The following is a 12352-nucleotide window of genomic DNA, read 5'->3' as shown; positions in this document are numbered from 1 at the left end:
CCGATGGCGCGCCGAAAGGCCGAACGGAAAGGACGCCCCATGCCGAACCAGCGTCGCCCGACCACCATCGCCCGGTGCGCGGCGATAGCTCTCGCCTGCGCAGCCATCGCCGGATGCGCCGCCCCTGCGCAAAGGCCCGTCGACGAGAGCGTTCCGTTCGCAGCCGATGCATTCGGCAAAGAAGCGCGCGACCAGGAGCCCGATGCTGGAGAAGGCCTCCCCGCATCAGGGGACGCCTGCGACGGAGGACCGGCGGCAGCGCCCTCTCCCAACTCCGCCCCAGTCTGCTCGGCCTACGATCTTGAAGCCATCCTCTCGCTCAACCCGGCTCGGATCCCTGCCATGCTGGAGGGACTCGGGTTCGAATACGAGACGGGAGCCCCCACAGGAGCCTGGGAGAGCATTTCCGCCGAAACGCCGTGCTCGCCCGCGGGCTCCAGGACGCGCCTTTTCTTCGCCGTCGGAGGGGGCGAGACATCACCCGAGCTCATGCTCGAAGGAATGCGCCCGCAGGCCGTGGGCATGGGCATCATGGCCCCGCTCGCCGGCGAGGATGAGGCGGAGGCCGTATGCGCATCGCTGTTGGAGGCGGCCGGCCTCGGAGACGAGCTGTCCCGCACCGTGGAAGAGAACCATCGCTTCGACCGGCGCACCGTTACCCGCATCGGGAACTGTGCGACCGGGGGCACCGGCATCCTGTGGTGCCTGAGCACTTGGAGCCAGAAATTGCAGGGGGAACCGGCCGCGTACAGCTCCACCTCCTACACGCTCACCGTCTACACGCGCGAGGGCGTGCTGGCCTCCCAGGACCAGAGCCTGCTGGAAGCCATCGGCATCTTCGACAAAATGGACACTTCACCGAGCTGACAGGCCGTAGAAAAGGAATCCTCGTCTGCGCCGATGCCGAAAAATCGCTAAGATGGGCAGCTCGGCAACCTGCAGCCCTACGCAAACTGCTTCTTGGCGCAGCCGATGCCCAGGGCGCCGGGGCCCACGTGGCAGGCGATGCTCAGGGGGAGGCGGTCGACGTAGACGTCGTCCGTGCCGAAGTGGGCGCGCACCTCGTCGGCGAACGCCCGGGCGTCCTCGTCGCGGTTCGTGTGCGCCACGTAGAGGTGCACGCCGCCCGCGCCGCCGAAGCGATCCTGCACGTCGCGCGAGAGCGCCTTGACCATGGTGCGCTTCGCGGCCTTGGAAGACTTGGCAACCGAGAAGGCATCGAGCTTCTCGCCTTGGATCTGCAGCACCGGCTTGATCTTGAGCACGGAGCCGATGGCCGCGGCAGCCGGCGTGATACGCCCGCTCTTCTGCAGGTAGGCCATCGTATCCACCATGAGGTAGATGCTGGCGTCGAGCTTCGTGCGCTCCAGCAGCGCGCACGTCTCGGCCGCCGTGCGACCTTCGCCGATCCAACGCAGCGCGTCGAGCACCGCCTCGCGCTGCGTGACCGAGATGCGCTGGTTGTCCACCACGTGCACGCGCCCGTTGCAGTGCCGGGCCACCTGGCACGCCGTCTCGCACGAGCCGGACAGGCCGCTGGACATGGGGATGTAGACGACTTCGTCATACGCTTCGAGCAGCTCGGCCCAGCGCTTGCCCAGATCGACGATGGACGGTTGCGACGTAACGATGTCCGCGCCTGCGGTCTGGCGCGCATAGAAGCGCTCGGCGTCCAGGTTCACGCCTTCGAAGCACTCCTCCCCGTCCACGACGAAGGGCATGGGCACCACGTGCACGCCCAGCTGCTCGGCCTCTTCCTGCATGATGCCGCTGTTCGTGTCCGTCGCGACTGCGATGCTCTTTTCCACCTGTTGCCCTCCCAGACAGCAGGCGACGGGATTCCCCCGCCGCCCGATGCAGACGGGCCCCGAATCCCGTCCCTCTTGCTTACCCTACCATTATGGCCGATCGGCTAGCCGCGCACCTCGGCACCGGTGGCCGTGCACACCTTCTTCACCAAGCGCTCATGAGCCTTGTCCACCTCGTCGCTCGTGAGCGTGCGGTCGGTCGCGCGGTACGTGAGCGCGTAGGCCAGCGACTTCCTGCCCGCGCCCAAACGCTCCTCGTCGCGGTACACGTCGAACAGGCGCGCGTCCTCCAGCAGCTTGCCGCCCGCCGAGGTCATGCACTGCACGAGCTTCTCGTGCGCGACGCCCTCGTCCACGACGAACGCCACATCCATGGACACGGCAGGGAACGTGGGCACGTCGCGGTAGTCGCGCGCGGGGCGCGACGCCTTCGCGAGCGCCTCCACGTCCAGCTCGAACGCCACCACCGGCGCGTCCGCCTCGAAGGCTTCCACGGCCAGCGGGTGCAGCTCGCCCACCCAACCGAGTTCGGCTCCGCCCGACAGCACCGCGGCGGCCCGCCCGGGCTGCAGGTGCGGGGCCTCCTCGGCGGAGAGCGGCTTGAAGCGCAGCTTCGGCAGCGCCAGCTCGCGCGCCAGGCTCTCGACGACGCCCTTGCCGTCGAAGAAGTCGAACGGGGCCGGCGCGGCGTTCCAGCCCGTATCGCCCATGGCCCCCGCCAGCACGCCCGCCAGGCGTCGGCGCTCCTTGGGCTGCTTGCGCCCCTCGGCCGCGAAGAACACGGCGCCCGCCTCGTAGAGCTGGACGTTCTTCACGCCGCGGCTCTGGTTGTAGGCCACGCTGCGCAGAAGGCCCGGCACGATGCTCTGGCGCATGACGGACTGGTCGGCGTTCAGGGGGTTGATGAGCTCGACCGGCTCGCCCAGCCCCTCGTGCGGCATGCGCAGGCGGTCGAGGTCGCTCGGCTCGGCGAACGAGTAGGTCATCGTCTCGTTGAGGCCGCTCGCGCGCATGACGGCGTTCACCGTGTCCATGACGTGCTCCATCTGCGAGCGCGTGCCCACGCGGCCGGGGCCGCCGGGCAGCGTGGCCGGGATGCGGTCCATGCCCCACAGGCGCAGCACCTCCTCGTACAGGTCGATCTCGCGATCGAGGTCCGGTCGGAACGTGGGCGCCGTCACGGCCAGAACGTCGGCATTGCCCGCCGGATCGTCGGCCACCGCGCAGCCGAGACGGCGCAGGATGTCCTCGATGTCGGCGCGCGGGATGTCAGCCCCCATCATGGCGCAGAAGCGCGGGATGCGGAAGCGCAAGTCGGGCGCCGTCGAGGGCGCCGGCCACTCGTCCACGATGCCCTCGCCGTTGCGGACGGCGGCGCTCACCGAGCCCCCGGCCACCTCCACCATGAGCGCGGCGGCCGCAGCCGAACGCTCCTCGATGCCGTGGTCGTCCACGCCGCGCTCGTAGCGCATGGAGCTCTCGCTGAACAGGCCCAGGTTGCGGCTCGTGCGGCTCGTGCGGCCCGGCTCGAACGTGGCGGCCTCCAGCAGGATGTCCACCGTCCCGTCCGTGACCTCGGTGTCCAGGCCGCCCATGACGCCCGCGAGCGCCACGGCACCGAGCTCCGGCGTGGAGATGACCGTCATATCGGGCGTGAGCGCGCGATCCTCGCCGTCCAGCGTGGTCAGGCGCTCGCCTTCGGCGGCCGCGCGCACCACGATATGCGCCACGCCGTCCGCATTCTTGAGCTTGTCCAGGTCGAAGGCGTGCAGCGGCTGGCCGAACAGGAACAGGATATAGTTCGTCACGTCCACGATGTTGTTGATGGAGCGCTGGCCGATAGCCGCCAGGCGCTCGACCATCCAGTCGGGGCTCGGCCCGACCTTGACCCCGCGGATGACGCGCGCGGTGTAACGCGGGCAGCGCACCGCGTCCTCGATGGTGATCCTCACCGTCTCGTCGACGGGCGCCGAGGAGGCGTCCAGCACGAGCTTGCCCGCCATGCGCCCGAGCGGGCTCTCGTAGTCGGTGCGGTACATGGCGCCCACCTCGCGCGCCATGCCCACCATGGAAAGGCAGTCGGGACGGTTCGGCGTGATCTCCAGGTCGAGCACCGTGTCGGAGAGCTGCGCGAAATCGGCGATGGGCATGCCTACGGGCGCGTCCTCGGGCAGGATCCAGATGCCCGCATGATCGCCGCCCATCCCCAGCTCGCGCTGCGAGCAGCACATGCCGCAGCTGGGAACGCCGCGCAGCTTCGACTTCTTGATCTTGAGGTCGCCCGGCAGCACCGCGCCCACGGTGGCCACCGGCACCTTGATGCCCGCCGCGATGTTCGGCGCGCCGCACACGATCTGCACGGGTTCGCCTGCGCCCACGTCAACCGTCACGACGTGCAGGTGGTCGCTGTCCGGGTGCAGCTCGCAGGTGAGCACGTGCCCCACGACCACCCCGTCGAGCGCCGCGCCGGTCCTCTCCACCGCCTCCACGCCCGTGCCCGTCAGATCGAGCCGATCGCAGAACGCCTTCGTGTCCGAAGGCACGTCCACATATTCGCTCAGCCACTTCAAAGATACTTTCATATCGTTCTTCCTATCGTCTATGCGCGTCGCGCATACTATTCCGAACCACTCCCGCCCCTCGCGCCTCCCAAGAAAGCAAAACGCGCAGGTCAACCCCTCTCACCATGCCCACGCCTGCCTGACCCCCTTCGGCCCGAGTCCGAACACCGGTCATCAGGCGAGCCGCAACAACGTCAACCATGTGAAGGCGACGGCGGGGCGGCGCCCACCAAGCGAGTTCCGCAGCGCAGCGAGGACTGTTCGAGCGACTGGGCGCCGCCCCGCCGTCGCCGCCAGAAACCCTAGAACTGCCGAAGGAAGCGCATGTCGCCTTCCACCAGCATGCGCAGATCCGGCACGTTGTACTTCAGGCAGGCGATGCGCTCCACCCCCATGCCGAAGGCGAAGCCGGAGTACTTCTCGGGGTCGATGCCGGACATGGACAGCACGTTCGGGTCCACCATGCCGCAGCCGAGGATCTCCAGCCAGCCGGTGCCCTTACAGAAGCGGCAGCCTTCGCCGTGGCAGATACCGCAGCTCACGTCCACCTCGGCCGACGGTTCCGTGAACGGGAAGTAGTGGGCGCGGAACCGCGTCCTGCGCTCTTCGCCGAACAGCTGCTTGCACAGGTAGTCGAGCGTGCCCTTGAGGTCGCCGAACGTGATGCCCTCGTCCACCACCAAGCCCTCGATCTGCGTGAACTGGGGCAGGTGGGACGGGTCGGCCACATCGCGACGGTACACCTTGCCGGGCGCGATGACGAAGATGGGCAGCTCGTTGTCCTCCATCGCGTGCACCTGCACGCCCGAGGTCTGCGTGCGCAGCAGCACGTCGGACTCACCGCGCACGGCGGCCTCGTCGCCGGAGCGGTCCACCACGTAGAACGTGTCGGCCAGGCTGCGGCTGGGATGGTCGGCCGGGGCGTTGAGCGCCTCGAAGTTGTAGTAGTCGGTCTCCACCTCGGGGCCCTCGGCCACCGTGTAGCCCAGACCGAGGAATATCTCGGAGATCTCGTCGGTGATGCGGTTGATGAGGTGGCGCGTGCCCATCTGCTGGGCGCGGCCCGGCAGCGTCACGTCCACGGCCGCCGCGTCGATGGCCGCGGCCAGCTCGGCGGCATCGAGGGCCGCCTTGCGTGCGGCCAGCGCCTCCTCCACCGCCTCGCGCACCTCGTTCACCGTCTTGCCGACGGCCGCGCGCTCCTCTTTCGGCACCTGTCCCATGCTGCGCAGATAGCCCGTCAGCGTGCCGGCCTTGCCGAGCACGCCGATGCGCACCTGCTCGAGCGCGGCGGTGTCGGCCGCCTCCGCGATGCGGGCGAGCGTCTGCTCGCGCAGCGCCGCCACTTCGTCCACGATACCCATGTCCTCGTGCTTCCTTTCCGTCTCTCCCCGCGCCCGCCGCAGCCGGCGCAATGAAAAAGAGCCTTCTCTCGTCCTTGTCGTGTGGGGCACGGCCCCGGTCCAAGGACGAGAGAAGGCTCTCGCGGTACCACCTCGGTTGGCGTGCCTTCACTGCACACCCGCCCGCCTTGCGACGACGCGGGGTGCGGCTTAAAGCCGCCCGCTCTTGCGCTCGGTAACGGGAGCACCCGTCGCGTCCTACTGCACGTCTTGCCGCCCCGCTGCCGCCGGGCCGCATCCGCATTCAAACGCGCTGCTCGGAAGGGAATCGCCGCACTGGTCGCCCGGGTGCTCTCAGCCGGTGGCACCCGTCTCTGATGGCAACCGCGCCGCACGGCGCTGTCTTCGTCATCGCATGTAACGTTGCAGTTTAGCACAAACGAGACAGGGGGACGGGGATAATGTCGTCAAATCCGAGGTATCGGATTTGACGACATTATCCCCGTCCTGCGTCATCCTGCTGCGTCGTCCCCGGAGACGATGTCGCATTCTCGGCATTCTCGCAGAACCCTAGCGCGCCGGGGAGCATGGCGTCGCCCCCCCCCCGTAACACGACATCGCCTCCGTGCGACATCATCCCTGGGCTTTTGCCACGCCCCTACAGGAAGCGGTAGCTCACGGTGCGCAGGCCCCAGTCGTTGCACGACGAGAAGCCGAACGCCTTCCACACACCGGGCTGCAGGTCGAGGGAGCGGCTGCCGCCGCCCATGTAGCCGCAGTCGTTCACGGTGGCGAGCACCGTCATGCCGCCGTAGGAGATCTCGACGGTGCGCCCGTAGTACTGCCAGTACCGTGGCCACGCCATGGGCACGGCCACGCCCATGGACCAGTCGTCGCAGACGGCGCCCGTGGCCGTGATGCCGGGGTTCGGCGTCGAGGGGTCGGTGGAGCCGCCGTACGCCGAGGCGACTCCCGTGGACCAGCCGACGCCGGGATCGGGCGCGGGTTCCGGCGCCGGATCGGACCCCGAGCCGCCGTCGGGTGCCGGAGAGGGCGACGGGTCGGGCGCGACATCCGTCATCTGGTCGCCCGGGCGCGACGTGTTCGTGTTCGACTCGTCGACGGCCACCGGCTCGGTAGGCGCGGAGCCCTGGGCCTCCGCCTCCTCGATCTTGCGCTGCAGCTCCTCCAACATGGAGGAGTATTCGCTCTGCGCCCCCTGCAGCCTCGTCGAGGCGTCGGACACCGTCTGCTCGGCCTGAACCTTCTTCTCCTCGAGCTCGGCCAGCTTCCCTTCCTGCTCGTCCTTCTGCGCGTTCAGATCTTCCATGAGCGCCTCGAAGCGGGCCGAGCGCTCCTTCTGCGCCTCGATCTCGTCCACCTGGTACTGCACCACACTCGAGAGGTAGACCAGGTTGCGCACGAGCTCGTCGAAGCTCTGCGCCTCCAGCAGCAGCATGACGAGCGACTGGGCCGAGCCCCCGCGGTACTCGTAGACCGCCGCCTTGGCCAGGGCCGCGCGCCCGTCGATGACCTCCTGCTGGGCCTCCAGAGCCTGGGCCGTAGTCTCGTCGATGCGCTTCTGCAGCTCGGCGACCTCCTGGACGAGCGCCTCGTGGTCGGCGGCGATGCCCTGCCGGCTCGACTCGGCGCCGTCGAGCGCGCTCTGGGCCTCCTCCACGGAGCGCTCGGCCTCGGCCACGGCGGCCTCGTCAACCTCGTCGGCCCCCGCCGCCCGCGGCGCGAAGGGAACGAGCCCGCAGGCCAGAAGCGCCACCAGCAGGCAGCCCAGCACTGCGCGTGCGGCAAACGGAGCAGCGGGGCGCCGGCGCTGCGGGCGGACGGGTTCGGCGGACGGGACGTTCGTGGCCGGGTACGCGTTCGGGTTCATAAGAAGTCCTTAGGCTGCGAGCAGCCGGTCGTGCGCTTCGTCGAGCGCGGCGATCAGGTTAAGGATGAGCGGCTCGTTGTCGGTGAAGTACGCGTCGTCGTAGTCGGCATCCGACATGACGGCCACCAAGTAGTTGCCTGCGGCGGACTTGACGATGCCGGCGTCGTTGAGCGCGCCCATGTCGTACAGGGGCGTGTCGATCTCGTAGCCGGCCTTCGAGAGCACCTGATGGTCGGATCCGAGCACCTCGCGGATGAACGAGGTGCCGGTCTGCGCGAACAGCCCTTCGCAGAAGGAGGCCAGGCCGCCCCCGCCCCCGAGGTACCCGCCCACGCCAAGCCAGAGCTTCGCCAAGTCGCGCGGCGTGTAGGAGGGGTACCACTCGCCACCCCAGGCCGCAGCGTCCACGCCGGCCGCCGCCGTCCACGCCTCGAAGCCTTCGCCGTAGCGGTTGCGGAGCAGCGCGTAACCGGTGTTGTCGGAGTAGACGATGGTGTCCGTGAGCACCGTGGCCAGGTCGTAGGTGCTCTGGCCGTCGGAGGCCATGATGCCCGTGCCCTCCATGACCGTGTCCTCGAAGACCACGTCGTCGAGCGCCGCCCTTCCCTCGTCGACCAGGGCCTGGGCCACGTACGTGACGAACGGTGCCTTGATGGTGCTCGCCGAGGAGAAGGCCGCATCGGCGTTGCAGCCAAGGCCGCGCTGGGAGGCGAAATCGTATACGACGAAGCCGGCGTCGCAACCAGCGCTGCGGAACGCTTCGAGCGCCGCAGCCACGGCGGGCACCTCGGACGGGTCAACGGGACGCTGGGCCCCCGAGGCGTCGAAGAGGTTGACGTCGGCCGTGCCGGATGCCGCGTCGAGCACCGCCGGCTCCACGTCGCTCGCCGCGGGTGCCGATGCCGTCGCGATGTCGGGCGGCAGGACCGCTTCGTCCGCCACGGCGACAGGGATATCCGGAGCGGCGTCGGCCGCACCCAGCGACACGGCCGGCTCCTCAGGGCGCTCGGCGGCAGCCCCCGCCCCGATCGCCACGCCGAAGAAGGCCACGACGCCCACGAGCGCGAGCGCGGCCGCCTTCGACCACGTCGGCAGGTGCCTTATCCGTCGGCGCAGCCGCCGTATGCCCGAACCCTTCCCCATGGTTTCGCCGTTTCGCTTCCTTCCTGCCGCAACCCTGCGCCGTGCTTCTAATGCGCCGCGCTGTCCGGGGCGGCTGTTCTGCCCTTTTCCCCACCGAGTATTCCGTAACAGCCGGGCAACGACAAGACGACGCAACCGAACAACACAACAGCGCCACGGTCTGTTCGCATGGTCCCCCCGCGGGGGAAAGGGGATTGAACGCTTATTATCACCAGCGCTTTCGTTCCTCGGGGGACGGTGTTTTCCGAGAGCGAGCGCCCCTCTTGGCCGACGCCTGCACCGCCCTGCCATGGGCGGCGGCGACGGCTCCGTGGTAGTATGGGCGGGACAATGCCCCTCCCCGACCGGAAAGACGTCACGTGAGACCCGCTCCCACCCGCATACGCCTCGCGACCGCCGACGACGCGGACGCCATCCTCGCCGTGTACGCGCCCTTCGTTGACACGCCCGTCACGTTCGAGGAAGAGGTGCCCTCGGCCGAAGCGTTCCGCGAGCGGGTCGCAGGCGTGCTCGCCGGCTACCCGTACCTCGTGTCCGAACAGGACGGACGCATGGTGGGCTTTGCCTACGCGCACGCCCAGGCCGAGCGGGCGGCCTACGCCTGGAACGCCGAGCTGTCGGTGTACCTGGCTCCCGGAGCCCAAGGCGCCGGGCAGGGAAGCGCGCTTTACGGAGCCCTGATCGAGCTCGTGCGCCTGCAGGGCATGAAATGCGCCTACGCGCGCGTCACGTTGCCGAACGCGGCCAGCGAGCGCCTGCACGAGGCGTTCGGCTTCCAGCTCATGGGCATCCAGCGCAACGCCGGCTACACCTGCGGCGCCTGGCGCGACGTGGCATGGCTCTCCCTGCCCCTGGCGGCCTTCGACCCAGCACCGAAGGCGCCTGTCCCCTTCCCCGCCCTGCTGTGCCGCGACGCTGCCGTCGTGAACGACGTGCTGGCCCGCGCGAACGCCGCGGCCGCGCAGCGTCAGCGCGCTTAGGAACCCGCCATGCAGCCCCAGCGCCTGTTCGAGATCGTCTACCTGCTGATGGACCGCGGCACCTCCACCACGGCGGAGCTGGCGGCCAAGCTGGAAGTGTCCGAACGCACGGTGCGTCGCGACGTGGACGCGCTGTCGGCGGCGGGCGTGCCCGTGTACATGACGCGCGGCAAGGGCGGCGGCGTGCACCTCATGGACGGCTACGTGCTGGACCGCTCGGTGCTGAGCGAGCGCGAGCAGAGCGACATCATGGCGGCGCTCTCGGCGCTCAACCGCACCGGCGCGGCAGACGAGGCGAGCGACGAGACGGCTGCGCGCCTCGGACGGCTGTTCCAGCGCGAGAACGTCGACTGGCTCGACATGGACTTCTCGTTCTGGGGCGCGCCGCCGAACTACCGCGCCGCGTTCGATGCCATCCGCAGCGCCACCATCGGCCGGCACCCACTGTCTTTTGCGTACTTCGACGCCGCCGGCAACCGCACCGAGCGCACGGTGGAGCCCGCGCAGCTCGTGTTCAAGGAATCGTCGTGGTACCTGCGCGCCTGGTGCCGCGAGCGCGAGGCATGGCGCACGTTCAAGCTGTTCCGCATCGATTGGGAGACGATCAGCGTCGCGCCCGACACGTTCGAGGCGCGCCCGATGCCCGCGTTCGACGAGGGCGGCCACATGAGGGGAAGCGACCGGCTGGTCATGCGCTTCGCCCCCGAAGCGGAAGCACGGGTGCGCGAGGAGTTCGCTCCGGAGACGATCGAGCGCGAGGCAGACGGCAGCTGGCTGGTGACGCTCGTCTGCGACATCGGGGAGCGCACGCGCTACTACCTGCTGTCGTTCGGCGAGCTGCTCGAAGTGCTCGAACCCGCCGATGTGCGCGCCTGGCTGCGCGAGCAGGGCGAAGCCGTCGCCCAGCGCTACGCAGAGGACGAGCCCGACGCCGGTGCCGGTGCCGGTGCCTAACAACTCTCGCGCAGCTCGGCAAGTCGCGTAAGGGCCGCAGCAGCATGCCTGCTTCCCGCTGCGGGATACAACGCAGAAGCAGCTTCTACGCCGCGCTCAAGGTCGTCCAAAGCTTCGTCGAGCTCCCGTTCGATCGCTCGCGCCGAAAGCCCCCAAGACATCGCTTCGCCCACCACCTGTTGGCGAGCGACCCGATCGGACCTTATACGCCCATGCACGCGCATGCCCAGCGTCAGCACCTGCGGCGTGATCTCGCGCGCGGGAACCACGTCGTACAGTGGGCTGAGCGACACGGCTCCCGTAGCATCGTGCAACAGGGAGTAGTTCTTCGCATGGGCGTCGGTGTTTCCCAGCACGAGATTCACCGTCAACTGGCGAAGGAGAACCAGCATCTGACCGTGCGGATCCAGCGCATATGTCGCCAGCAAGGAGGCCAAACCTTGAAACGCTGGATCGCTTTTCTGCGGGGCGCGCTCGGCCGCGTACTTCTGCTCGGGCCCCAATCCCAGCGCTTGCGCCCCGTCTTCCTGATGAATGCGGACGATCTTGCCGTCGACGCGTTCCCGGTCGTAGCGCCGCACCATCAGGACCGGCGTACCGTCGCTTGCATAGTACAGCGCCGACTCGGCCGTCGCCGTCGCGCAACGAGCGGCAGCCATCGCCCACGCCTCGCCCTCGCATAAGCCTTCAAGACGGTCGCGCGGTTGGGGCTTGAGGATGTGCGTCGTCGGAGCGCCCCGCAAAGGAAGTGCTACTTCCAGGCGCTCGATCCGACCGTCGACAACCTCGGGGTCTTCAGATGCAACGACGCAGAGCTTTTCTTGGTACCCGCCCAACGACACGCGCATGGTCGAGGCGCTGTCGAACGGATGGGTGGGCAATGCGGCGAGCCGTCGCGCAAGCTCTTCCTCTCCGAGACGCTTGCAGGCCGTATCGTCGTCACGCGCAATCTCGGCGCCAACCGGAAGAACGCGAACGGCACCCGCGCATTCCCATCCAACTTCGCGCAAAAGGTCGACGTACGATTCCGAATGCAGGCCGAAGAAGCGGCTCACTTCGCCCAAGCGCGCCGCTTCGGGCAGAAGGCCGGAGAACCACCTTCGCGTCGTTTCCCGATCAAACGGTTCGTCCTGCACGGGCAACGCGGTTGAAAGCAACGCTTCGCCGGCGTGAGAAGCGGCGAACGAGGGCTCGTACCTGAACCTCGCACCGTCCCTTACCGGTTCGAGCCGGCCGACGATCTTGTCGCCAACGTACACGAGCAGATTGTCACCGCGCATGGCCGTCATCCTCTCGCTCCTCTACATCCTTCGCAAGCACCACCTTCGTACGCGCGGTTTTCGGAACCACCACGAGGTTCAGTCCCAAAAAACCGATCGCCTTGAACATCGTGGTCGAAGAGACCGACTTGCCGTTCTCGAGAGCAGACAGCGTTGCATGGGAAACGCCTATCATCTCGGCGTATTGGTCTTGGCTGATGCCGCGCTCCTTGCGCCGCTTCTTCAAAAACGCGCCGAGCTGCTTAGGGGAATACACGTTGCTCCACTCCATCGTCACGCTCCTTTGTCAACAATATTTGATAAGTCGAGTATAGCACCGCATATCAAATATTATTGACGATTTATAGTTTTGATCGAATATCTAAAATATTTGACAATCTATATCCTCTACG

At 68.0% G+C, this 12352-nt stretch carries 10 protein-coding genes; 3 read left to right on the top strand and 7 right to left on the bottom strand.

Features of this window, described 5'->3' with window-relative positions; genetic code table 11:
- Positions 1-39 precede the first annotated feature (39 nt).
- Positions 40-867, top strand: coding sequence for a hypothetical protein (locus LB310_RS07235; RefSeq protein ID WP_301154785.1), 828 nt, complete (start codon positions 40-42; stop codon positions 865-867).
- 77 nt (positions 868-944) lie between these two features.
- Here the strand turns inward: LB310_RS07235 and LB310_RS07230 are convergent, their stop codons facing one another.
- The 5 genes from LB310_RS07230 to LB310_RS07210 all read right to left on the bottom strand — a co-directional run bounded on the left by LB310_RS07230 (position 945) and on the right by LB310_RS07210 (position 8746).
- Positions 945-1808 (bottom strand): DegV family protein, encoded by an 864-nt coding sequence (locus LB310_RS07230; RefSeq protein ID WP_301154784.1) that lies wholly within the window; start codon positions 1806-1808, stop codon positions 945-947.
- A gap of 104 nt (positions 1809-1912) precedes the next feature.
- Positions 1913-4390: a phenylalanine--tRNA ligase subunit beta gene (pheT, locus tag LB310_RS07225; RefSeq protein ID WP_301154783.1), complete on the bottom strand. Its 2478-nt coding sequence runs from the start codon at positions 4388-4390 to the stop codon at positions 1913-1915.
- A gap of 281 nt (positions 4391-4671) precedes the next feature.
- A complete protein-coding gene (gene pheS, locus LB310_RS07220; RefSeq protein WP_096227147.1) occupies positions 4672-5733 on the bottom strand; it encodes a phenylalanine--tRNA ligase subunit alpha in 1062 nt (353 codons plus the stop codon).
- Between the two features lie 637 nt (positions 5734-6370).
- On the bottom strand, positions 6371-7603 hold the full coding sequence (locus tag LB310_RS07215; protein ID WP_301154782.1) for a hypothetical protein: 1233 nt from the start codon (positions 7601-7603) through the stop codon (positions 6371-6373).
- Between the two features lie 9 nt (positions 7604-7612).
- Positions 7613-8746 carry a serine hydrolase gene (locus tag LB310_RS07210; protein ID WP_301154781.1) on the bottom strand — a complete coding sequence of 378 codons (1134 nt, stop codon included), beginning with the start codon at positions 8744-8746 and terminating at the stop codon, positions 7613-7615.
- 359 nt (positions 8747-9105) lie between these two features.
- Here LB310_RS07210 and LB310_RS07205 point away from each other — a divergent pair, with 359 nt between their 5' ends.
- A complete protein-coding gene (locus LB310_RS07205) occupies positions 9106-9726 on the top strand; it encodes a GNAT family N-acetyltransferase (RefSeq protein ID WP_301154780.1) in 621 nt (206 codons plus the stop codon).
- Between the two features lie 9 nt (positions 9727-9735).
- Entirely contained in the window at positions 9736-10680 is a 945-nt protein-coding gene (locus LB310_RS07200; RefSeq protein WP_301154779.1) for a YafY family protein, read from the top strand.
- Here LB310_RS07200 and LB310_RS07195 read toward each other — a convergent pair.
- Together LB310_RS07195 and LB310_RS07190 are read right to left on the bottom strand one after the other, a co-directional pair.
- Entirely contained in the window at positions 10677-11969 is a 1293-nt protein-coding gene (locus LB310_RS07195) for a HipA domain-containing protein (protein ID WP_301154778.1), read from the bottom strand. The genes LB310_RS07200 and LB310_RS07195 overlap by 4 nt on opposite strands.
- Positions 11950-12231 (bottom strand): helix-turn-helix domain-containing protein, encoded by a 282-nt coding sequence (locus tag LB310_RS07190; RefSeq protein ID WP_087191572.1) that lies wholly within the window; start codon positions 12229-12231, stop codon positions 11950-11952. The genes LB310_RS07195 and LB310_RS07190 overlap by 20 nt, the downstream gene beginning before the upstream one ends.
- Between the last annotated feature and the right edge of the window lie 121 nt (positions 12232-12352).

It is taken from the genome of Gordonibacter sp. RACS_AR49 (assembly GCF_030418435.1).
GTDB lineage: Bacteria > Actinomycetota > Coriobacteriia > Coriobacteriales > Eggerthellaceae > Gordonibacter > Gordonibacter urolithinfaciens.
This window is presented reverse-complemented; position numbering and strand designations above follow the sequence as displayed.